Below are 22492 nucleotides of genomic sequence, written 5' to 3' on the forward strand. Positions count from 1 at the left end.
TTCCCGATGAATATTACGATCTGCAATTCGCTCGGATCGCGAATTGATCTGACGGCACGTGTGATCAAAGGACGGCTGTTGCCAGGCGGGATGGCCAGCCTGCGACGCCATTCCAGAGCACTCTTCCCGGGATTGTCAGCCGGCAGCCCTGCGAAGATCCCGGGAGGCACGGGCGACATCGGCAACGATACAGTCACGGCCGCGCGACTTCGCCCGGTACATCGCGGCATCGGCAGCGCTGAGGAGCGCTTCGAGCGTCGCGCCTCCGGCAGGTTCTACGCAGACGCCCGTGCTGACGGTGACGCCGACATGCCCGGCGGCGGTGACGAGCGGCACCGCCTTGAGCGCCGACTGGATCCGTTCCGCCACCGCAACGGCTTCCCCGGCCGATGAGACCGCCAGGATGGCGCAGAACTCCTCGCCGCCGAGCCGGCCGAAGATGTCGCCGTCCCGCAGATGCGCCCGCGCCACCGCCGCGAAATGGACGAGCGCCTGGTCGCCCACCGCATGGCCGTGAGCATCGTTGATACGCTTGAAATGGTCGAGATCGAACATCAGAACGCCGACGAGCGGCTGTCCGGCCGCATGCCGGAGGGCCGCAAACCGGCGAGTAACGCCGCGACGGTTGAGAACGCCGGTGAGGTCGTCGGTCTCGGCGAGGACCGTGAGCGTGACGTCGGCATCCTCGTTCAGGAGCCGCCCGCCCACGAGCACCGTGCCCATGAGCGCCATGGTCCCGGCGATGAGGACATAGGGACCGAGGCGATAGGTCAGGAAATCCTCGGGCGGCCAGAGCACGACGGCCGCGATGATGACCGCGCTCGTCGCGACGCTGGCGCAGCTGAGATAGAAGAGCATGAGCCTTGCCGGCGAACGGCGCCGGCTCCGCCACAGGCTCCAGGCCATCAGGGCATAGGCGACGAGCGCGGCCTCGTGATAGAGCACCATGCGAAAGGCGACGCTGCCGGCGAATTGCGGCGCCGCCATGCCGACAAGCCAGATGCCGAGCGGCAGCAGGAAGACGAGGCGCAGCGGCTCCCGGTTGACGCTGGCGATGCCGGCCAGAAGCAGCGCGAAGCCGAGCAGCATCAGCGCATTGCCGAGATGGATGGAGAGGGGATCGGCGATCTGCCCGCGCGCGCCGATCAGCAGGCTGCCCGCCGCCAGCGATGCGAAGGCCGCGGCCCAGAACAGGCTGCCGTAATGGCGGCGGTTGCGCAGCCAGACATACAGAAGCACCGCCATGACCGTCGCGACCGCGGCCGAGAACAGGACGAAGCCGGTCACAAGGTCCAGCACCGGAGCGCCTCACGTGTTGTCGCTGTCGATCCGCCCATGCAGGCGTCGCAGGGCACGCGCCCGCCCGCGGCCGGCACTATGCGCACCGGTCTCTAACATTCCCTGAATCGGCGGGTCTTCCGCTTTGGCGCCGACCTGTGCCTCAGCCGTTTTCCGCGGCCTGAGCGGAACGGAACGGGAGCGGGCGCGCCCCGGCAGGAGCGCGCCCGTTCTGCCGTCTCCAGAATGGGGGTTCTCGCTCTCAGGCGGCGGCGTTCACCCGCTCGCCGTCCTTGGTGACGGTCTGGATGACCTCGAAACCTTCGAACTGCGGATGGCCGAGGTAGAGCACCTTGTTCTGCCCGGCATCCTTGTGGGCGTTGCGGAAGGCTTCCGACTTCGTCCAGCCTTCGAAGGCCTCCTTGCTCGCCCAGACCGTGTGCGAGGAATAGAGCACGTGGTCGTCGTGCTGGGGCCCGCGCAGCAGGTGGAACTCGACGAACCCCGACACCTCATGCAGGTAGACGTCGCGCTCGCGCCAGACCCGCTCGAAGTCGGCGCAGGAATCGGGATGAACCTTGAAGCGGTTCATGGCGATGTACATGGTTTCTTCTCCTTGGATGGATCTGGGCAGGCGCCCTACGGCGCCAGGGGCGCGCCGCACTTGACGAGGTTGTTATCCTCGTCGAGCACGGCGAATTCGCGCAATCCGTAGCTGGTGTCGGCCGCATCCGTGAGCCGCGGCCAACCTTCCCGCGGCAGGCCCGCGGCCTCGAAAGCCTCCCGCCAGGGCGCAAGATCGCTCACCCTGAGATAGCAGCCGGCGATGTTCTTCGCCGGCTCCAGCTCGGGAAAGGCGAAGAAGTGCAGCTCGATGCCGTCGCGGCGCAGGATCAGGTAATCCTCGTAGCGATTGGCGAGGGCGAAGCCGCACCGCCCGTAGAAGGCGATCGTGCGCGCGAAATCGCGGCTGGGCAGAACCGGTATCGCGGTATCCATCGGAATCGTCGGCATCGGCTCCCCCGGCTGCTGTGACTGCAACTACTTCGCCGCGAACTTGACGGTGAGCGCGAACTTGGCTGTCAGCCCCGGGCTCGGCTCGGAATTGAGATACTGCGTGTACTGACGATCGAACACGTTCTTGACGATGACGTCACCCCGGATCCGGTCGCTGTACTGATAGGAGGCGAACAGGTCGACGAGACCGTAGCCCTTGGTGGGGTTGGACACCGCCTCGCTGGAATTGTCGACGAAGGTGAGCCGCGTGCCGACCGTCAGCTTGTCGTCGAGGAAGCGCAGACCGAGCGTCGTGCTGACCTGGTCCGGCATGACACTGTTGAGCGGCATGTTCGTCTGCTTGTTCTTGCCGGTGATATGCGTCGCCGCCAGCGAGATGAAGCCGCCGCCCCAGTCGTAGGCGGCCTCCAGCTCGACGCCCGTGAGCCGCGCCTTAGCGACGTTCTGGTACTGCTGGTCGTAGAATTCGACGCAAGGCGTGCCGGGGAATCGGCAGAACGCAGCCGGGAAGCCCGGCGCCACCGGAATCCGGTAGGGTTCGCCGACCTCGACCATGTCGATGAAGTTGGTGACGTTGTTGAGGAAGACGTTGGCCTTGCCGCGGAACTTGTCGTTCTCGGTGAAGATGCCGTCGTACTTCACGTTGACGCCGGCTTCCCAGGTCTTGGCGACCTCCGGCTTCAGGCCGGGGTTGGGCAGGATGTTGAAGGCCGGGAAAGGGTGCGTGCCGGCGATCAGCGTCTCCGTTACGGTCGGCGCGCGATAGCCCTCGGCATAGGTGCCGTAGAGCTCGATGCCCTCGATCGGCGTGACGCCGACGGTGATCTTCGGCGACAGGCGGCTGCCGCTCGATTCATTGCCCCCGCCCTCGAGCTTGTAGTCGTCGAAGCGCAGGGCGCCGATGACGCGCAGCCAGCCGCCGTAGCGCAGCTCGTCCTGGACGAAGGCTCCGGCGAGGCGCCGCCGGCCCGACGGCGTCAGCGCCGAGGCGAAGCCGCCGGCCGTGTCGGTGGTGGTGACGTCGTCACGCAACGCATCGAAGCCGATGGTCAGCGCATGGTCGACGGCGGCCGTGCTGAAGCGCGCCGTGTTGTAGACATCGAAGCCGAGGGTCCCGACATCGAAGCGCCGCGCCGCGCCGGCACGCGCGCCGAGGAAGCTATAGGCCGAGGTCGGGTTGATGAGGCGCTGGTCGTCCGTCGTCGTGGCGTAATAGCCCTTGATCGACAGGTCGAGCCAGGGCACGTCCGGCCGCTGGAAGCGGTAGCCGAGCGTATAGGTGCCGGTCTGCACCTCGTGGCCGAAGCGCGCACCGACGGCCTGGCCGGCATCGTTGTAGGCGCTGTTGGTGTAGCTGTATTCCTGGAACAGCGCGGTCGCCGAGATGGTGTGGCCGTCCGCCGGGCGCAGGTTGAACTTGACGTTGCCGGCCGAGATCTGGCTGCCGGTGTCGCGGATGGTCGTGCCGCTGCCGTCCTTGTAGGGCGTCTCGTTGCGCCAGACGAACTGGCCGAAGATGTCGGCCGCCGTGCCGAGCCGCGCACCGATCATCGTGCTGTTCAGGAAATTGGCGCCGTTGGTGCCGGCGCCGAGGCGCTGGACGACGCCGATCTGCTCGTCCTCGTCGAGGACGTCGTCGATGGTGCGCGTGCGGAAGGCGACGACGCCGCCGATGGCGCCCGAGCCGTAGATCGTCGACACCGGACCGCGCGTGATGTCGATGCCCCCGACGAGCTCGGGATCGAGGTAGAAGCTGCCGTTGGCGCCGTGCCCGCTCTTGCCGTAGTTCTGCCGGGCACCGTCGACGAGCACGGCCACGCGGCCGAAATCCTGCATGCCGCGGATGTTGATGGCCTGGCCCGGATCGTTGACGTCCGTCGACGTCGTGACGCCCGGCACGCCGAGGAACACGTCCGAGATGCGCGAGGGCTGCAGGCGGGTGATGTCGCGCTCGCTGACCGTGCTGACGCCCGCCAGCGCATCGATGACCCTGTCCTCGGTCTTCGTCGCCGTGACCGTGATCTCGTCGAGCGTCACCTCCCCGCCCGGAGCGGCAGCCTGCTGGGCAGCCCCCTCCTGCGCCAGAGCGGCCGACAGAGCCATGAAGGAAACCGTGGCGCAGAGCGCCGCGCGAGCCATAACGCGCATGTGATCGAAGCCCCCGAATGTCCGAATTGTCTGGTTCGGCTGGCTGGCTGCGGGCTTCGGGGCCCCGGCTGGCTGGCGCTGTCGCGCTCCTGCCGAGGAGCGCATTTGCGCTTCCTATACGCCTTGTGTATGCACGTCAATCGAAGCAAATCGACAGTAGTTTTGTACTATTCAAAACTTCTGCAAAGTTGAGAATCGTTCAAAACAAAATTTTGAACAGTTAAAAGGAAGCGGCCGCCGCCATGTCCACGCCATCCCTGCCTTCCGCGCCGAGCCAGGCTCCGCTCAAGGCCACCGAGCCGCCCGCCATCGATGTGCGCTCGCTCTTCGCGGGCGGGCGCGAGGTGGTGCTGCTGCACAACGGCGAGCGCTATCACCTGCGCATCACGGCCAATGACAAGCTCATCCTGACGAAGTGACCGCCATGACCGGCAGACTGCAACACCTCCTGTCACGGCGCGCCTTGAACGGGCTGCTCGCCACCGCCCTCCTCCTTGCTCCCGCGCCGCTCGCACTGGCGCAGGCGGGCGAACCGCCGGGCGGCAACCGCATCGTCGCCGTCGGCGGCGCGGTCACGGAAATCCTCTACGCCCTCGGCCTCGAGGCGCGCATCGCCGCCGTCGACACGACCAGCACATTTCCCGAGCAGGCGCTGAAGGAGAAGCCGAACGTCGGCTATGTCCGCGCCCTGCCGGCCGAGGGCATCATCGCGCTCAACCCGTCGCACGTCATCGCCATCGGCAATGCCGGGCCGCCCGACGCGATCAGGCTGATCAAGGAGACGGGCGTGCCCTTCACGCAGCTCCCGGATGAGCCGACGCCCGAGGGGATCGTCGGGAAGATCGAGACCATCGGCCGGCTGACCGGAACGGAGGCGAAAGCCGATGTGCTTGCCGCCGAGGTGCGCCGCAGCTTCGCCGACCTCGCGGCGACGCGGGAGCGCATCGAGAAGCCGGTCAAGGCCCTCTTCGTCCTCGCCATGCAGAATGGCCGGCCGCTCGTCGGCGGACACGCCACCTCGGCCGACGCGATCCTGCGCCTCGCGGGTGCGGAGAACGCAGCCGGCGCCATCGAGGGCTTCAAGCCGATGACGGACGAGGCCATCATCGCCGCGGCGCCGGACGTCATCGTCATGATGGCCAACGGCGGCCATGCGGCCGGTCGCGCCGAGGAGGTCTTCGCCGCGCCCGCCTTCGCCGGCACGCCGGCGGCGAGCCGGCGGGCGCTCGTGACCATGGACGGGCAACTCGTCCTCGGCTTCGGCCCGCGTGCACCGCAGGCAGCCGGGGAACTGATGCGCGCCTTCTATCCGGCGCTGGCGACGGGTGAGAAAGCGCCGTGAGCACGGATGCCGCCATGGCCAGCGATGCGATCGACGCAGCACTGGCGCGGCGCCGGCTGCGCGTGCTCGTGCTCTTCCTCCTGCTCGGCGCCGGCGTCGTCATCGTCTCGGTGCTGTCCATCGGCATCGGGGCGCTCGCCCTCGCCCCCTCCCGGGTTGTCGCGGTTTTGCGCGCCGTGCTCACCGGGGCGGTGCCGGAGGAGATGGCGCGCGATGCGCTCGTCGTCGTCGGCATCCGCCTGCCACGGACCCTGCTCGGTCTCCTCGTCGGGGCGGCGCTCGCCGTCTCGGGTGCGTTGATGCAGGGGCTGTTCCGCAACCCGCTCGCCGATCCGGGCCTTGCCGGCGTCTCCTCCGGGGCCGCCCTCTTCGCCGCCGGCATGATCGTTCTCGGGGAGCGCCTCGTCGCCGTCACGGGGCCCCTGCCCTTCGTCACATTGCCGATGGCGGCCTTCGGCGGCGCGCTTCTCACCACCTTCACGCTCTATCGCATCGCGACCCGCGCCGGCCGCACCTCCGTCGCGACATTGCTCCTCGCCGGCGTCGCGCTCGGGGCCCTCGCCGGCGCGCTCACCGGGGTCCTCACCTTCCTCAGCGACGACCGGCAGCTGCGCGACCTCACCTTCTGGTCCCTCGGCAGCCTCGGCGGCGCCACCTGGGCGAAGACGGCGACGGTCGCTCCGGCCATCCTGCCCGTGCTCGCTGCCGTGCCGTTCCTCGCCCGCGGGCTCAACGCCCTGGCACTGGGCGAGGCGGAGGCCTTTCACCTCGGCATCGCCGTCGAGCGGCTGAAGCAGGTGGCGATCCTCCTGGTCGCCATCGCCGTCGGCGCCTCGGTCGCCGTCTCGGGTATCATCGGCTTCGTCGGCATCGTCGTGCCGCATCTGCTGCGCCTCGCCATCGGCCCCGACCACCGCGTGCTGCTGCCTGCGAGCGCCCTCCTCGGCGGCATGCTGCTCGTACTGTCCGACATGCTGGCACGCACGCTCGTCCAGCCCGCGGAACTGCCCATCGGCATCGTCACCGCGGCTATCGGCGCGCCCTTCTTCCTCTGGCTGCTGCTCGCCGGCCGTCGGAGCCTCGCCCTATGACCGCCGTCGTCACCGCCACCGGCATCAGCCTCGAGGCCGCCGGCCGGACGATCCTCGCGCCGACGGACCTCGCACTCGCTGCCGGCGAGCTCACCGTCGTCATCGGGCCGAACGGCGCCGGCAAGTCGACGCTGCTCAGGGTTCTTGCCGGAGAGGTCGCGCCGGCGAGCGGCACGGTCGTCTATGGCGAAACGCCGGTCGCCGCGATGCCGCCGTGGCGCCTCGCCGCGAAACGCGCCGTGCTGCCGCAGAGCGCGCAGCTCGCCTTCCCGTTCACCGTCGCCGAGGTGGTGCGCCTGGGGCTCGACGGGGCCGGCAATGCGGCCGAGCGGAGGGACATGATGCGCCGCGCGCTCGCCGCCGCCGATGTCGGCCATCTCGCCGGTCGCAACTACCAGACCCTGTCCGGCGGCGAGCAGCAGCGGGTTCAGTTCGCCCGCGTGCTCGGCCAGCTCATGGTCGGCGGCAGGCGGGAGAAGCACCTCGCGCTCTTCCTCGACGAGCCGGTCGCGAGCCTCGATCTCAGGCATCAGCTCGGCCTGCTCGAGCACGCCCGGCGCCTCGCCAGCGAGGGCGTCGCCGTGCTCGCCATCCTGCACGACCTCAACCTCGCCGCCGCCTATGGCGACCGGCTCGTCGTGATGAAGGCGGGCGCCGTCTTCGCCGACGGTTCCCCGGAGACGGTCCTGACGGACGCGCTCCTGCGCGACGTCTTCGATGTCCGGCTGAGCGTCGGCGCCGTGCCGGCAACCCCCTTCGTGCTGCCCCGCCCGTCTGCCGCCGGCGCGGCGTGAGCGGCACGATGCATCGGGCCCGGCGGAGAACTCACCGGGAGACGAGGCGCTTTTCGACCTCCACGATCACGAGGAGCGCCACGCCGACGGCGATGATCGCCAGCCCGTCGGTGAAGGATACCGGGCTGCTGCCGAAGACCGTCTGCATGAAGGGCAGGTAGGTGAAGGCCAGCTGCGCGACGACGACGGTCGCGAGCCCCATGAGCACGGCGGGCGTGCCGAGGACGCCCTGGAGGGTCAGCGACGTGCCGTGCACGTAGCGGACGCTGAACAGGTAGAAGATCTCCATCACGACGATGGTGTTGACGGCCATCGTGCGCGCGGTCTCGACGGAGAGGCCCCGGGCGCTCGCCCAGGCATAGATGCCGAAGGTGCCGGCGACCATCAGTGCGGAGACGAAGAGGATACGCCACAGCAGGCGCCCGGACAGCAGCGGCTGGCCGGCCGGGCGCGCGGGGCGCCGCATGGCGCCGGGCTCCGTCGGCTCGAAGGCGAGGGTGAGCCCCAGGGCGACCGCGGTGATCATGTTGATCCACAGGATCTGGACGGGCGTGATGGGAAGGGTGAGGCCGAAGAGGATGGCGAGGATGATGGTGAAGGCCTCGCCGCCGTTCGTCGGCAGCGTCCAGGCAATCACCTTGGTCAGATTGTCGTAGACCGTGCGCCCCTCGCGCACGGCCGCGACGATGGAGGCGAAATTGTCGTCGGCGAGGACCATCTCGCTCGCCTCCTTCGCCGCTTCCGTGCCCTTGCCGCCCATGGCGACGCCGACATCCGCCCGCTTCAGGGCCGGGGCGTCGTTCACGCCGTCGCCGGTCATGGCGATGATGGAGCCGTCCTGCTGCAGCGCCTCCACGAGGCGCAGCTTGTGCTCGGGGCTGGTGCGGGCGAAGACGGTGGCCTCGCGCGTGTATCTGTCGAAATCGTCCGCGCCGGCGGCGTCGAGGTCCTGGCCGGTCACCGCTTTCGGGTCGTCCGCGAGGCCGAGCTGGAGCGCGATGGCGCGCGCGGTCGCCGCATGGTCGCCGGTGATCATCTTGACCTTGATGCCGGCCGCCCGGCATTCGGCGATGGCGGCCATCGCCTCCGGGCGCGGCGGATCGATCAGCCCGACGAGGCCGAGCAGCGTCAGGTCGCGCTCGACATCGTCCGACGCCAGCTCGCGGGCGCCCTCGCCCATCGTCCGGCGCGCGAGCGCGATGACGCGCTGCCCGCCAGCCGCGAGGGCATCGATCCGGCCGTGCCAGGCCGCGCGATCGATCGGCTCTTCGCCATCGAGGGTCGCCACGCGCGCCGCCATGGCGACGATGCGCTCGGGCGCGCCCTTCACATAGGCCACGGGCGGGTGCCCGTTGCGGGCGTGCAAGGTCGCCATGTAGCGGTGACGGGAATCGAACGGCACCTCGTCGAGGCGGACAAAGCCGGCGCGCGCCGCGGCTGTGTCGTGCCCCGCCTTCATGGCGAGCGACACCAGCGCCCCTTCCATCGGATCGCCGTCGACGATCCAGTCGCCGTCCCGCCGCCGCAGCTGCGCGTCGTTGCAGAGGAGCGCTGCCAGCGACAGCTCCTCCAGCACCGGATCGGCGGCCGGATCGAGCTCCCGCCCGTCCTTCGCCCGGAAGTCGCCCTCGGGCCGGTAGCCCGTGCCGTCGACCGTGATCTCGCGGTCGGCGGTGACGACCGCGCTCACCATCATCTCGTTGCGGGTCAGGGTGCCGGTCTTGTCCGAGCAGATCACGGAGACCGAGCCCAGCGTCTCCACGGCCGGGAGCCGCCGGATGATGGCGTTGCGGCGGGCCATGCGCTGCACGCCGACGGCAAGCGTGATCGTCATGACGGCCGGCAGGCCTTCCGGGATGGCCGCAACGGCAAGGCCCACCACCGCCATGAAGGCATCGTCGAGGCCATAGGACTGTACGAGTACGGCATAGCCGAAGACGAGAGCCGAGATGCCGAGCACCGCGACGGAGATCTGCCGCGCGAATTCGTCCATCTGGCGCACGAGCGGCGTGGTGAGCTGCTCGACGGCACCGATCATCGTGCTGATGCGGCCGAGCTCCGTCGCGGCGCCCGTGGCGACGACGACGCCCGTGCCCTGGCCGGCGGTGACGAAGGTGCCGGAGAAGGCCATCGAGACGCGATCGCCGAGGGCCGCATCGACGTCGACGGGGTTCAGCGCCTTGTCGACCGGAACGGATTCGCCCGTGAGGATGGCCTCGTCCACACGCAGGCTGCGCGCCTTGACGAGGCGCAGGTCGGCGGGCACCCGGTCGCCCGCCTCGAGCAGGACGATGTCTCCCGGCACGACCTCGTCCGCCGCGGTCGTCACGCGCCGGCCGTCGCGGATCACGGAGGCGTGCGGATCGATCATCGCGCGGATGGCCTCGAGCGCCTCCTCCGCGCGACCCTCTTGGACGAAGCCGATGATCGCGTTGACGATGACGACGGCGGCGATGACGAGGGCGTCGGTCTCGTGGCCGATCACCGCCGCAAGCACGGCGGCGCCGAGCAGCACGTAAATGAGCAGGTTGTGAAACTGCAGCAGGAAGCGCGTGAGCACGCTGCGCCGCTGCCCCTGGGGCAGGCGGTTGGGGCCGAAGCGTTCGAGGCGTCGCGCCACCTCCGCCTCGCTGAGGCCGTCCGGGCACGATCCGGCCGCCTGCAGCGCCTCGGCCGGCGTGACGGCATGCCAGGCCCGGTCGAGATCCAGCACGGCCTGCTCCACGCAGGCGCCGGCCTGGGCAGGACGGGCCGACGGCGTGGCATCGGGTGCGGAAGTCAGGCTGCGCATGCCGTGGAGCTCCTCTGCAGCGCCCACCGCGGGATCAGGCGCGGTGGGCCGATAACGATGAAGGTCGGGCTCAGGGCGTGATGGCGACCTTGAGCACTCCGTCGCGCTGATTGGCGAAGAGATCGTAGGCCTCTTCGATCCGGTCGAGCGGGAAACGATGCGTGACGAGCGGGCGCGTGTCGAGACGGCTCGAGGCGATGACCTCCATCAGCCGGCGCATGCGCTCCTTGCCGCCGGGGCACAGGGTGGTGACGATGGTGTGGTCCCCGAGCCCGGCGTGGAAGGGGCCGAGGGGGATCGTCAGATCGCCGGAATAGACGCCGAGCGACGAGAGCGTTCCGCCCGGCCGCAACACCCGCAGCGCGGCCTCGAACGTCTCCTGGCGGCCGAGTGCCTCGATGGCCACATCGACGCCGCGCCCGTCGGTGATCCGCATGATCTCGTCCACCGGATCGACCTTGCTGAAGTCCACGACGTGATCCGCACCCATCCTGCGGGCGATCTCCATGCGCGCGGGCACCGCGTCGACGGCGATGATCCGCGTCGCGCCCATGAGCCGTGCCCCTGCGGTGGCGCACAGGCCGATCGGTCCCTGCGCAAAGACGGCAACGGTGTCGCCGATCTTCACCCGCCCCCGCTCGGCGCCGGAGAAGCCGGTCGACATGATGTCGGGGCACATCAGCACCTGCTCGTCGCTGAGTGCATCGGGGATGGGGGCGAGATTGGTCATCGCGTCCGGCACCAGCAGGTATTCCGCCTGGGCGCCGTCGATCGTGTTGCCGAAGCGCCATCCGCCCATGGGCTTGAAGCCGTGCCGCGTGCCCGCCCCGTCCTGCGAATGGCAGCCGCAGAGGCAGGCTGCGCTGTGGCCGCTCGGCGTGATCGCCCCTGCGATGACCCTCTGGCCCTCCTGGTAGCCCTCGACCGCAGAACCCAGCTTCTCGATCACGCCGACCGGCTCGTGGCCGACGGTCAGGCCCCGTTCCACAGGATATTCGCCCTTGAGGATGTGCACGTCCGTGCCGCAGATCGTGGTGGTGGTGATACGGATCAGCGCGTCGAGCGGGCCGACGTCCGGCATCGGCTTCTCGTCGAGGACGATGCGGTTCGGTTCGACGAAAATCGCCGCCTTCATCTTCCGTGCCATGATCAGCTCCTTCCGTTGCGCCTGCGCGCCGCACCCGCAGGTGGCCGGCACCATGGGCAGGCATCGGTGGCCGAAGACTAAAGGAACGCGCGCGGCGATCTCTTGACGAGGATCAACGGGCCCGGCACATCTGCGGAGCCGCCGCAGGCGTGGGGGCCGTTCCGCGCCGTGCGGAGGGCTTCTCATGCACATCGGGAGCACGGATGGGCGCATGCGGCCACGCCGCGTCGCCCACGCGAGTGCATATCCGCGGACGGGCCCATCAGGGCCTGTCCGCCCCCTGCTGGGCGCGCAGCGTCTGGAGGAGGAGATCCTGCATGAGCCGCTGCAGCGCATCCGTCGCGGTGCGCACGTCCTCCATCGCCCGCTCCACCGCCGCTTCGTCGAGCGGCGGCGTGTTGGCCGTTGCGGCAAGGGTGCGCCTTGCATCGCGCAGGTTGCGCAGGGCATCCAGCACGCGTGGCCGGTTGTCCCGCAGCTGACGGCGGAAGCCGGCGCGAATCTCCTCAGGATAGGCCGTGGCAATGCTCTCGGCGAGGAAACCCGCGCCACGCGCCTGGCGCTCGCCCCTGACGATGAAGCCGACGAGGAAGACATTCGCGATGAGCGAGATCGCAAGGCCGGCGGCCAGAAGGAGCCGGATCGGGACAACGCGTTTCACAGTTCGCCTCCGATGGATCCAAGGCTCTCCACGACATCGTCGAGGCCCGCCGGCTCACCCGCCGCAAACGCAAGAAGCGTGTCGTTCGCCGCCTCCGGGCCCCGTCCGCCGAGCCAGTAGCCGGCGGCGGCGGCCACCACGAGGACCAGCGCCAGGCAAGCGGCGACAGCGGAATAGGGCATATGCCGCAAGGAGGCGGACAGGACATGAGCCGGCTGGCGCGATCCCTCGATCCGCGACAGGACCTTGCGCGCCAGCGCCCGCTCGTCGGCCGGGGCGTCAATAGCTGCGCGCAGCAGGCGGTCGAGGTCGTCGTCTGTGCCGCCCCCCTCCTGAAAGGACCTTGCCTCCTGCCGGTATGGCGGCGGCCATGCGGCCACGTCCTCGCCGAAGCGGCGCCGAAGCTGCTCGAAATCGTCCCTGTTCATCGCAACGTCCCTTCTTCTTGTTTGTTGTCTGCGCTCACGTCCGTCGTGCGTTCGCGCAGCGTGCGCCGCGCCCGCACGAGCAGTTGCTCGACCGAGCCCGTGCTCGATCCCATGACCTCGGCGATGGCCGGGACGTCGAGGTCGGCCACGGCCCGCAGCAGCAGCGCCATGCGCTGGCGCTCGGGCAGGCGCGCGAGGCCTTGGCGCACTGCCGCGAGCTCCTGCCGCGCCGACAGGCGGATGTCGGCGTCGACGCCGGTCGCCGGCAGCGTCTCCGCCACCTCGTCGAGGCCGACGAAGACGCGCAGGCTGCGCCACCGGCGCATGTCGATGCAGCGGTTGGTTGTGATCCGGTAGAGCCAGGTCGTCGCCCGCCCCCTTGCGGGGTCGAACCGCCCAGCGCGTTTCCACACCGTGACGAACACGTCCTGCACCGCGTCCTCGGCGTCGTCCGCGCTGCCGAGATAGCGCATGGCGAAGAGGCGAAGGCCGCGTCCATGGCGGTCGATGAGCCGGACGAGCGCCGCCTGCTCACCAGCCGCGATGCGGGCGAGCAGGCGCTCGTCCTCGCCCTGTCCCGGCGTTTCCGCGGCATCGCGCGCCTGCCCCCGCTCCACCCCGCCTCACCTCCAGCGCCGGCGGCCACCGACGGCGACGCCGCCGTCGGGACCCGTGATGCGGCCGACCGAGCGCACCCGGAACGGCCCGCGCGCGCTCACCCGTTCGCCGGAATAGGTCCGGCCGCCGGGCCCGGTCGCCGAGTAGCTTCGGCGGCAGCGGTCGACGACGCCGTTGAGGCAGGTCGCGCTCGCGCTGTAGGTGCCGCCGTTCGGGCCGACGCGTGTCGTCTGGCCGCTGTAGACGAGGCCGTCACCGGTGGCATGGCGGCTGACCTGGCCCCCGTGGACGGTGCCGCGCGTCCACTCCGCTGCAGGCGCGACCCCGCCCGTCGCGACGAGGCCGAGAACGGCAAGACAGAGCCGGACCGGGACAGTCGTGGCTGAGAAACGCATGGAGGCACTCCCTGAACGTGACAGTGGCCGTCGGAAAAGGACCGTCGTCAACCGCGGCCGCCGAGGATGAGGTCGCGCATGAAGGCGATTTCGGCGGACGACAGCCGGCCGTCGCCGTCGCGGTCGGCAACATCGAACAGGATCGTCCGGGCGCGGAATTCCTCTGCCGAGACCCGGCCGTCGCCGTTCGTATCCATCCGCCGCCACGCGCGGCCGAGACGCGCCTGCAGGGCGACCGCGCGATCCATGACGGCGTCGCGCAGGGCTTCGATCTCCCTGTCATCGATCGCATCATCGCCGTCGCGGTCGAGCCGCGCGAAGAGACGCTGCCGCGCCGCGGCGACCTCGTCCTGCGACAGGACGCCATCGCCATCGGCGTCGAGACGTTCGATGAAACGCATATCCGGCGCCGGCCGGGTCTGTGACACCGCGAGGGATGTCGCGCCCAGGGTTGCGAGCGCCATAAGGGCCATCTTCATAAGAGTGTTCATGGCGAGTTTCCCTCCGTTCCAGCCGCGCAGCCGCAACTGCGCCAGCCTCGACCAATACGGTCCGCGGCGTCTCGTCCTACGCGCTGCAAGCGAACTTGCGCGCCGCGTAGGAGCGCCCGCCGGCCTGCGTAGAACCGTCGTCGGAGCGCTACAGCGCTCCTCACGAACGGAGATCGGCATGAAGTGGAAAGCTCTCGCGGCGGCGATGTTGCTGCTCGTCACGGGCAGCGCCTGCGCCTCCGACGGCCCCGGAGCCCGTCAGATGTTCAGGCAGATGGACCGCAACGGCGACAGGACCCTGCAGTTCTCGGAGATCGCGGAAGCCCGCGGGCGCTTCTTCGACAGGATGGACCGCAACGGCAACGGCTTTCTCGACCCCGAGGAAGCGAAGGCGGCAGCCGCGCGCCTGAAGGAGGCCGGCAGGTTCCAGGCCGCATCGCTGGAAGGGCTCGAGGCGAGGGCCGAGCGCATGGACGCGAACGGCGACGGCCGCATCTCGCGGGAGGAGTTCGCCCGGTTCGTTCCCGATCGCCTGCTGCGTGCCGACGCGGATGGCGACCGCGCGCTGTCGCTCTCCGAACTGCGGGCGCTCAGGCGCTAGACCAGTCCCTTCCCCACAAGCCCCAGCCCCGGGAGATCCAATGAGACACAGGCTGCTCACAGCCGGCGGCGCCGTCGCGCTCGCGCTCGTTTCGGCGGCGACGCCGGCCGCCGCCATGCCGCCCGCGTTCCCCGCCGGCGCATTCATGCCCGTTTCGGTCGCGGAGGCCGATCTCGTCGAGAGGATCGTGCATCGCCGCGGCTTCTACGCCGTCGGCGGCATCTATTACTACAACGGCTACCGCGGCTTCGTGGTGGCCCGCCCCGGCTACCGGTACCACAACGGCTACTGGTTCCCGCCGGCCGCCTTCGCCGCGGGCGTTGCGGCCGGCCGGGCGCTCACGCCGCCCCTGCCGGCCGCGCACATCCGCTGGTGCTATGCCCACTATCGGTCCTACCGCGCCTACGACAACAGCTACCAGCCGCATTACGGCCCGCGCCAGCCGTGCTGGTCGCCCTACAGCTGAGCTTCGGCCGGCCACCAACGGCAAGACGCCGCCCGGGGGCGGCGTCTCCTCGCGTTCAGCGGGACGGGCGCTCGCCGTCCAGAACGAGGACGGGCTCGGTCCGCCGCTTCGCCGCGTCGTCCATGAGCTCGTACCACATGGCGTTGAGGACGGCGAAGGCGGCTGCGAGCGGCAGGCCGAGAAGCCAGGCGAAGTACCACATTGCACTCTCCTTGCGCGTTCAATAGGCGTGGCCGCTGCCGTCGCTGATCGCCTTGGCGTCCACCTTGCCCCAGAGGATGCGGTAGACCCAGGCGGTGTAGGCGACGACGAGCGGCACGAAGATCACGGTGACCACGAGCATGATGAAGAGCGTCAGATGGCTCGAGGACGCGTCCCATACCGTCAGGCTCGACTGCGGGTCGATCGACGAGGGCAGGATGAAGGGGAACATCGACAGCCCCACCGTCGAAATGATGCCGAGGATCGACACCGACGAGGCCAGCAGCGCCGGAACCTCGCGCCGGGCCTTGAAGAAGGCGAGGCTGCCGAGGGCACCGGCGAAGCCGAGGAGCGGCGCGAGCATCATCCAGGAGTGGCGCCCGTAGTTCTCGAACCAGACGCCGGGGGCCTGCTCGACGGTCTTGGCGAGCGGGTTCGAGGCGCCGGTCGTGGCGATCTCGCTGGTGATGCGGTAGCCGTCGACCCCGAGCCACAGCCACAGCCCGCCGAGCGCGAAGAGGACGGCCGTGACGAGCGCCGCGATGCTGCCGTAGGTGCGCGAGCGTTCGGCGACCGGGCCCTCGCTCTTCAGCACGAGCCAGGCGCCGCCATGCATGACGAGCATGGCGACAGACAGGAGCCCGCACAGGAGGCCGAAGGGGTTCAGCAGCTCGAAGAGCGTCGTGCCCTCGTAGAAGATGCGCAGGTCCGTATCGAGCCGGAAGGGCACGCCGCGAAGGACGTTGCCGACCGCGACCCCCATGACGAGCGCCGGCACCAGCCCGCCGACGAAGAGGGCCCAGTCCCATCCGGCCCGCCAGGCCGCGCTGTCGCGCTTCGAGCGGTACTTGAAGCCGACCGGGCGCAGGATGAGCGCGAACAGGATCGCGAACATCGCGAGATAGAAGCCCGAGAAGGACACGGCATAGAGCGGCGGCCAGGCAGCGAAGATGGCGCCGCCGCCGAGGATGAGCCAGACCTGGTTGCCTTCCCAGACGGGACCGACGGCATTGATGACGACGCGCCGCTCCACGTCCGTCTTCGCGACGAAGGGCAGCAGCGCGGCCGTGCCGAGGTCGAAGCCGTCCATCACGGCAAAGCCGATCAGCAGCACGCCGAGCAGCAGCCACCAGACGACACGCAGGGTTTCGTAGTCGATGAGTTGATGCAGGATCATGGCGCTTACTCTGCAGCGACGAGAGACTGGGGAACGAGTTCGGCCTCCGGCTCCTCGTCCTCCTCCGGCCCCTTGCGGATAGCGCGGACCATCAGGGCCATCTCGATGACGATGAGGACCGTGTAGATCAGGGCGAAGCCGATGATGGTGAGGAGCACCGTCGAGGCGCCGAGGCTCGAGACGGCGGCGGCGGTCGGCAGCACGCCCTCGATGATCCACGGCTGGCGGCCGAACTCCGCCACGACCCAGCCGAGCTCGGCCGCGATCCACGGCAGCGGTATGGCGAGGACCGCAAGGCGCAGCAGGCCGGGATAGTGGTCGAGCCGGCGCCGCGCCGACAGGTAGAAGAACAGCGCGGTCAGGCCGATGAAGAAGAAGCCGAGCCCGACCATGATGCGGAAGGACCAGAACAGCGTGGGCACGTGCGGGACCATGTCCCAGGCCGCCTGCCTGATCTCCGCCTCGCTCGCCGCACGCGGATCGTCGACATGGCGCTTCAGGAGCAGCGCATAGCCGAGATCGTGGCCGTTGTTCTCGAAGGCCTGACGGACCTCGGGAGCGACCTTGTCCGCCCCGCCGGCGGCGCGGATCTGCTGCAGCGCGTCGAAGGCCGAGATGCCCTGCCGGATACGCCCCTCGGCCCGTGCGACCAGTTCGTCGATGCCGGGGATCTGCTCGGTGAGCGAGCGGGTGCCGATGAGCCCCATCACCCACGGGATCTTGACCGCGTAATGGGTCTCGCGCGCCTCCTGGTCGGGGAAGCCGATGAGGGTGAAGGCGGCCGGCGCCGGCTCCGTCTCCCACATGCCCTCGATGGCGGCGAGCTTCATCTTCTGGTGCTCGGTGGAGAGATAGCCGCTCTCGTCGCCCAGCACGACGACCGACAGCGAGGCGGCGAGGCCGAAGGACGCGGCCACGGTCATGGAGCGCTTGGCGAGCTCCGTGTATCGCCCCTTGAGGAGATACCAGGCGGAGACGCCGAGCACGAAGATGGCGGCGGTGACGTAGCCGGCCGAGACCGTGTGGACGAACTTGGCCTGCGCGACGGGGTTGAACAGCACCGCGAAGAAGTCGGTCACCTCCATGCGCATCGTCTCGGGGTTGAAGGCCGAGCCGACCGGGTTCTGCATCCAGCCGTTGGCGATCAGGATCCACAGCGCCGAGAAGTTGGAGCCGAGCGCCACCGCCCAGGTCGTCATCAGGTGCCCGACCTTGGACAGCTTGTCCCAGCCGAAGAAGAACAGCCCGACGAAGGTCGCCTCGAGGAAGAAGGCCATCAGGCCCTCGATGGCGAGCGGCGCGCCGAAGATGTCGCCGACGTAGTGGCTGTAATAGCTCCAGTTCATGCCGAACTGGAATTCCATGACGATGCCGGTGGCGACGCCGAGCACGAAGTTGATGCCGAACAGCGTGCCCCAGAATTTCGTCATCTGGCGCCAGATCGGCCGGCCGGTCATGACATAGACCGTTTCCATGATGGCGAGCAGCACGGACAGGCCGAGCGTCAAGGGCACGAAGAGGAAGTGGTAGAGCGCGGTCATCGCGAACTGCAGCCGCGATAGGGCGACGATGTCGAGTTCCATTTGACTTCAAGTCCGGCTTGCCCGGGCCCCCTGTGCTTGCGGCGTCGCTTGGGGGCGGCGCCTTGCTGCGGTCGAATACCGTCAGTCGGGTCGCAGCGCGGCGAGGGCGGCATGAAAGCCGGGCTCGCCGCGGGCGATGATGGCGGTGATGGTCCCCCGATCCATGATGACGAGGCGGTCGGCAGCCTCCGCCTCGCGCCTGATGTGCGTCGCGATGACGATCGTCCGGTCACCGGCGCGCGTGCGAAGACGGGCGAGAACGTCGCGTGCCGTCGTCCCGTCGAGCCCCTCGGTCGGCTCGTCGAAGAGCCAGAGCGATGTCGGGCGCAGCAGCAGCCGCGCGAAGGCGAGCCGCCGCGCCTGCCCGCCCGACAGGCCGTGGCCGCCCTCGCCGAGGCGCGTGTCGAGCCCGTTCGGCAGCGCCTCGACGTCGTCCCGGAGGCCGGCGGCGTCGAGCGCCTCGATCAGGCGGGCATCGTCGGCCCGCGGATCGGCGAGGCGCAGGTTGTCGCGCAGGGAATCCTGGAACAGCTCGGTGCGCTGGGTGAGCAGCGTCGCCGCGCGGCGCGCGACCTGGCCGGCCTGCGGAGCGACCTCACCGGCCAGCAGGCCGAGCAAGGTCGACTTGCCGGCACCGCTCGCACCGATGAGCGCGATGCGCTCGCCCTCGCCGATGGTGAGGGTGATGGCGCTGAGGGCCGGCCTCGCGGCGCCCGGATGCCGCACCGTGACGCGATCGAGACGGGCGGCGATGCCGGCGGGCGGCGCGACGGGGCCTGCTGCTTCCAAGGGCGAAGCGAGCCGCGGCGCGATCCGTCCGGCCGCGAGCAGAGTGCGGCCGAGCTCGACCGCGCCCCGCCGCAGCGCCGCGAAGGGCTCCATCGCCGCAAGGGCCACCAGCAGGCCGAGCGCCGCGACCGGCGCGCCGATGGCGCCCCTTTCGGCCAGCAGCGCGACCGCGACGAGGGTGGCGGCGAGAAGCAGTGCCCCCGCGACGGCGAAACCGGCGCCGGTGCGCACTTCGATGCGGTTCAGCGCATCGTCGCTCGCGGACAGGTAGCGGTCGGCGGCCGCCAAGCCGTCCTGCCGCGCGGCGAGCCGCCCGGCCATGATCCACTCGGTCTGGCCGCTCACGAGGTCGATGGCGCGCGAGCGCAGCACCTCGAGCCCATGGGCGCGGCGCCGCGCGGGCCGCCGCGCCGCCACGGCCGCAGCAGCCGGCAGGCCGGCACCGGCGAGGATGAGGAAGCCGGCGGCAGACAGGCCGAGGAGCGGCTGCATCAGCCCCAGCGCGACACCCGCCGCAAGCGCGACGGCACAAGCGCCGATGATGGGCACGATGACGCGCAGGTAGAGCGAATCGAGAGCGTCGATGTCGAGCGTCAGGCGGAACAGGAGGCGCGCCGGCCGCTTGACGAGGTCCCGCGCGGCACCGGGCTGCGCCCAGCCGCGGAACAGGCGCTCACGCAGCGCGGCGAGCACGGCGAGCGTAGCGTCATGTGTCGTCAGCCGCTCGCCGTAGCGGGACGCGGTCCGCGCGAGCGCAAGGAAGCGGATGCCGGCGGACGGCACGAAGACGTCGAAGGCGAGCGCCGTGGCGGCCGAGACCCCTGCGATCCCGGTCGCGGTGATGAACCAGCCGGAGAGGCCGAGAAGCGCGATGCCGCAGAGGGCCGTCGCGACCGACAGCAGCACACCCGCGAGCAGCATGGCACGGCTGCCGGAGAGGAAGAGCCCGGCGACGGGACGGAGCTGGCGCACAAGCCCGGTCATGCGGCGTCCTCCAGGCGTGTCGCCGAGAGATGGACGATGCGGTCCATGCGGGCGGCGAGCACCGGATCGTGCGTCGCCACGATCAGCGTCCGCCCTTCGGCAAGCCGGATGAGCGCCTCGGTGATGCTCGCGGCGGTCACGCTGTCGAGATGGGCGGTCGGCTCGTCGGCGAGGATGAGGCCGGCCTCCGGCGCCGCCGCGACGCGCGCGAGCGCAAGGCGCGATGCCTCCCCGCCCGACAGGCCGACGCCGTTCTCGCCGACCGAAGCCGCGCCCCGCCGCTCCGCCACCTCGGCGAGGCCGGCGAGAGCCAGCGCGTCCTCGACCGCATCCCGGCCGATCCCGTCCCGGCCGAGCGTGACATTGGCGGCGAGCGACCCCGCGAAGACATGCGGACGCTGGCCGATCCAGGCGATGCGACGGCGCAGGCGCCCGGCGCTCCGGGCCGTGAGGGCCTCACCGGCAATGAGGATGCGGCCGCTCTCAGGCGTGACGAGGCCAGCGAGGAGGACGATGAGCGTCGACTTGCCGCCGCCGCTCGGCGCCAGCAGCGCAACGCGCTCGCCCGGCGCCACCACGAGGTTGAAATCGTCGAAGACCGGCCCGCCCCGCCCCGCATGGCCGAAGCGCAGCTTCTCGATGCGGACGGACGGCGCAGCACCGGCAACCGGCCCGGGCAACGGGTGCCCGTCTTCCGCGCCGGGCAGGTCGCAGCCCTTCTGCGACAGGCGCGCGAGCGCATCGAGCGCCGCCTCGCCCGCCGCCCGGTCGTGCCAGACGGCGGACAGGTCGCGCAGCGGCTCGAAGAAGGCGGGCGCGAGCAGGAGGATGAAGAGCCCCTCCCCGAGCGTGAGCTGATCGCCCCAGGTGCCGAAGGGCAGCTGGCCGAGGAGGTGGAAGCCGACATAGACGGCGACCATGGCGACGCCGAGGGCGGCGAAAAGCTCGAGCACCGCCGAGGACAGGAAGGCGATCCTGAGGACCGCCATGGTCCTGATGCGCAGGCTCTCGGCATCGGCCCTGAGCCGCCGCGCCGTGGCATCGACGGCATCGAGCGAGCGTATGGTGGCAAGGCCGCGCAGCCGGTCGAGCAGGAAGGCGTTCATGCCGCCGAGCTCGACGAGCTGCGCCTCGCTCGCGGCTTTCGCACGCCAGCCGACGAGCGCCATGAAGACGGGGATCAGCGGCGCGGCGACGAGGAGCACGAGCGCCGCGGCCCAGGACCAGGCGAGCACGACGAGAAGGATGGCGACCGTCACGATGCTCGCCCGCAGCCGCGCCGGCTGGAAGCGCGAAAGATAGGGCACGATGGCCTCGGCCTGTTCGGCGAGCGTGCTCGCGGCGAGGCCGGCCGCCGGGCGGCCGACATCGACGGGGGAACGCGCGGCAAGCGCCGCCACGGCCTCGCGGCGCTGCTCCGCGAGCACGGCGCGCGCCTGGCGAAAGACCATGCGGCCGCCGAGCCCATCGAGGAGCGCGCGCGCGATGCCGATGAGCAGGACGCCGGCCGCATTGAGGAGAACGGCGTCGACGCCGCCGCCGGCGGCGATGTCCGCGACCGACAAAGCGAGCAATCCCGCCTGCGGGATCCACAGGAGCGAGGCCGCCGCCTGGAGAATCGCGCCGGTGCGCGTCGCAGCGTTTCGCTGTGCGCGGGTGGTGGCGCGGCTTTCACCCGCACCCGCCCCCTGCGCGACGGCACGATCGTCGCTCACCGGAAGAACGGCGGCCCGCGCGGCCGTCGTCGGAGCGGTGCTGATCGTGCCGGCCCGTGCCATCTCTATTCCTCGCGTTCGCGCGCTGCCGGTTTCCGGCGGCCGATGGAGACGATCCTGTCCTTGGCTTCGAGGAGTTTGGTGATGCGGGAGCCGAGGCCGAGCAGCATGGCGAGCCGGTCGGTGTCGAGCTGCTTGACGTCGTCGTACCAGGTCGTCAGGCGCTCGATCAGCCCGTGCATCTCGGCCATGCGCTCCTGGGCGAAGCGCTCGTCGTCATTGCCCGGCTTCTGCATCAGAATCTCGCGCAGAACCGAGAGGGTCGGGTCGATCTCGCGCTTCTTGCGCTCCTCGGCGAGCGTCCGAAGGATCTGCCAGACGTCGTCCGGCGTCGTGAAGAAGTCGCGCCGGTCGTCGGGCAAATGCTTGAGCAGGACGAGGTTCCAGGCCTGCAACTCGCGCAGGCTCATCGACACATTGGAGCGGGAGATGCCGAGCGCCTCGACGATCTCATCGGCGCAGAGCGGCTGTGGCGAGACATAGAGCAGCGCATAGATCTGCCCGACCGTGCGGTTGATGCCCCAGCGACTGCCCATCTCGCCGAAATGCAGCACGAAGGACTGGACGAGGGGAGGAAGGTTCATGGCCGCACATCCGGACATTAATTTCAGAAATTTCTGAAAATTCTATACGCCGCCTGCCGTATATGCGCAAGTGCGAATATTCGTTGGAGCCCCCTTGCGCGGCGGCAACCTCGGCCCGTGCACGGCATGAT

The 22492-nt window shown here is 69.9% G+C and carries 23 protein-coding genes; 6 read left to right on the forward strand and 17 right to left on the reverse strand.

Features of this window, described 5'->3' with window-relative positions; genetic code table 11:
* Positions 1-135: 135 nt before the first annotated feature.
* From AL346_RS23940 to AL346_RS23955, 4 genes are all read right to left on the reverse strand, one after another.
* Positions 136-1299, reverse strand: coding sequence for a diguanylate cyclase (locus AL346_RS23940; protein WP_019402057.1), 1164 nt, complete (start codon positions 1297-1299; stop codon positions 136-138).
* Positions 1300-1540: 241 nt separating this feature from the next.
* On the reverse strand, positions 1541-1882 hold the full coding sequence (locus tag AL346_RS23945) for an antibiotic biosynthesis monooxygenase (protein ID WP_019402058.1): 342 nt from the start codon (positions 1880-1882) through the stop codon (positions 1541-1543).
* Between the two features lie 35 nt (positions 1883-1917).
* Positions 1918-2292, reverse strand: a complete 375-nt coding sequence (locus AL346_RS23950; RefSeq protein WP_050996596.1) for a VOC family protein — start codon at positions 2290-2292, stop codon at positions 1918-1920.
* A 27-nt stretch (positions 2293-2319) separates the two neighbouring features.
* Positions 2320-4398: a TonB-dependent hemoglobin/transferrin/lactoferrin family receptor gene (locus AL346_RS23955; RefSeq protein ID WP_245258886.1), complete on the reverse strand. Its 2079-nt coding sequence runs from the start codon at positions 4396-4398 to the stop codon at positions 2320-2322.
* Positions 4399-4685: 287 nt separating this feature from the next.
* Between AL346_RS23955 and hemP the strand changes: the two genes are divergently transcribed.
* Genes hemP through AL346_RS23970 form a run of 4 tightly spaced genes read left to right on the forward strand, consistent with a single transcriptional unit; the run spans position 4686 to position 7670 of the window.
* On the forward strand, positions 4686-4862 hold the full coding sequence (gene hemP / locus AL346_RS24870; protein WP_019402061.1) for a hemin uptake protein HemP: 177 nt from the start codon (positions 4686-4688) through the stop codon (positions 4860-4862).
* A 5-nt stretch (positions 4863-4867) separates the two neighbouring features.
* Positions 4868-5785: a hemin ABC transporter substrate-binding protein gene (locus tag AL346_RS23960; protein ID WP_019402062.1), complete on the forward strand. Its 918-nt coding sequence runs from the start codon at positions 4868-4870 to the stop codon at positions 5783-5785.
* A gap of 14 nt (positions 5786-5799) precedes the next feature.
* Complete coding sequence (locus AL346_RS23965; protein WP_019402063.1) at positions 5800-6876, forward strand: iron ABC transporter permease; 1077 nt, start codon at positions 5800-5802, stop codon at positions 6874-6876.
* Entirely contained in the window at positions 6873-7670 is a 798-nt protein-coding gene (locus AL346_RS23970; protein ID WP_019402064.1) for a heme ABC transporter ATP-binding protein, read from the forward strand. The genes AL346_RS23965 and AL346_RS23970 overlap by 4 nt, the downstream gene beginning before the upstream one ends.
* Positions 7671-7701: 31 nt before the next feature.
* On the opposite strand, the gene AL346_RS23975 is transcribed toward AL346_RS23970, so the two are convergent.
* The 7 genes from AL346_RS23975 to AL346_RS24005 form a co-directional block, all read right to left on the reverse strand.
* The gene (locus tag AL346_RS23975; protein WP_019402065.1) at positions 7702-10461 is read right to left on the reverse strand and encodes a cation-transporting P-type ATPase; all 2760 of its coding nucleotides are present in this window, start codon (positions 10459-10461) and stop codon (positions 7702-7704) included.
* Between the two features lie 70 nt (positions 10462-10531).
* Positions 10532-11608, reverse strand: coding sequence for an NAD(P)-dependent alcohol dehydrogenase (locus AL346_RS23980; protein WP_053194248.1), 1077 nt, complete (start codon positions 11606-11608; stop codon positions 10532-10534).
* 262 nt (positions 11609-11870) lie between these two features.
* The gene (locus tag AL346_RS23985) at positions 11871-12269 is read right to left on the reverse strand and encodes a periplasmic heavy metal sensor (protein WP_019402067.1); all 399 of its coding nucleotides are present in this window, start codon (positions 12267-12269) and stop codon (positions 11871-11873) included.
* Positions 12266-12697, reverse strand: coding sequence for a hypothetical protein (locus AL346_RS23990; RefSeq protein ID WP_019402068.1), 432 nt, complete (start codon positions 12695-12697; stop codon positions 12266-12268). The genes AL346_RS23985 and AL346_RS23990 overlap by 4 nt, the downstream gene beginning before the upstream one ends.
* Positions 12694-13314: an RNA polymerase sigma factor gene (locus AL346_RS23995; RefSeq protein WP_019402069.1), complete on the reverse strand. Its 621-nt coding sequence runs from the start codon at positions 13312-13314 to the stop codon at positions 12694-12696. Before AL346_RS23995 ends, AL346_RS23990 begins: the two co-directional genes overlap by 4 nt.
* 6 nt (positions 13315-13320) lie before the next feature.
* A complete protein-coding gene (locus AL346_RS24000) occupies positions 13321-13710 on the reverse strand; it encodes a hypothetical protein (protein ID WP_019402070.1) in 390 nt (129 codons plus the stop codon).
* 47 nt (positions 13711-13757) lie between these two features.
* Entirely contained in the window at positions 13758-14189 is a 432-nt protein-coding gene (locus tag AL346_RS24005; protein WP_019402071.1) for an EF-hand domain-containing protein, read from the reverse strand.
* Between the two features lie 190 nt (positions 14190-14379).
* On the opposite strand from AL346_RS24005, the gene AL346_RS24010 reads away from it, so the two are divergent.
* The gene (locus tag AL346_RS24010) at positions 14380-14802 is read left to right on the forward strand and encodes an EF-hand domain-containing protein (protein ID WP_019402072.1); all 423 of its coding nucleotides are present in this window, start codon (positions 14380-14382) and stop codon (positions 14800-14802) included.
* A gap of 40 nt (positions 14803-14842) precedes the next feature.
* Positions 14843-15268: a BA14K family protein gene (locus tag AL346_RS24015; protein WP_019402073.1), complete on the forward strand. Its 426-nt coding sequence runs from the start codon at positions 14843-14845 to the stop codon at positions 15266-15268.
* A 55-nt stretch (positions 15269-15323) separates the two neighbouring features.
* On the opposite strand, the gene cydX is transcribed toward AL346_RS24015, so the two are convergent.
* The 6 genes from cydX to AL346_RS24045 form a co-directional block, all read right to left on the reverse strand.
* Entirely contained in the window at positions 15324-15470 is a 147-nt protein-coding gene (gene cydX, locus AL346_RS24020) for a cytochrome bd-I oxidase subunit CydX (protein ID WP_019402074.1), read from the reverse strand.
* Positions 15471-15488: 18 nt separating this feature from the next.
* Positions 15489-16646, reverse strand: a complete 1158-nt coding sequence (cydB, locus tag AL346_RS24025) for a cytochrome d ubiquinol oxidase subunit II (protein WP_019402075.1) — start codon at positions 16644-16646, stop codon at positions 15489-15491.
* 5 nt (positions 16647-16651) lie between these two features.
* Positions 16652-18229 carry a cytochrome ubiquinol oxidase subunit I gene (locus AL346_RS24030; protein ID WP_019402076.1) on the reverse strand — a complete coding sequence of 526 codons (1578 nt, stop codon included), beginning with the start codon at positions 18227-18229 and terminating at the stop codon, positions 16652-16654.
* A gap of 81 nt (positions 18230-18310) precedes the next feature.
* Positions 18311-20002, reverse strand: coding sequence for a thiol reductant ABC exporter subunit CydC (gene cydC / locus AL346_RS24035; protein ID WP_053194219.1), 1692 nt, complete (start codon positions 20000-20002; stop codon positions 18311-18313).
* Positions 19999-21780: a thiol reductant ABC exporter subunit CydD gene (gene cydD / locus AL346_RS24040; RefSeq protein WP_019400584.1), complete on the reverse strand. Its 1782-nt coding sequence runs from the start codon at positions 21778-21780 to the stop codon at positions 19999-20001. The genes cydC and cydD overlap by 4 nt, the downstream gene beginning before the upstream one ends.
* A gap of 2 nt (positions 21781-21782) precedes the next feature.
* The gene (locus tag AL346_RS24045; RefSeq protein WP_019400585.1) at positions 21783-22361 is read right to left on the reverse strand and encodes a GbsR/MarR family transcriptional regulator; all 579 of its coding nucleotides are present in this window, start codon (positions 22359-22361) and stop codon (positions 21783-21785) included.
* Positions 22362-22492 lie beyond the last annotated feature (131 nt).

Origin of the sequence: Chelatococcus sp. CO-6, assembly GCF_001271345.1 — a bacterium.
GTDB lineage: Bacteria > Pseudomonadota > Alphaproteobacteria > Rhizobiales > Beijerinckiaceae > Chelatococcus_A > Chelatococcus_A caeni.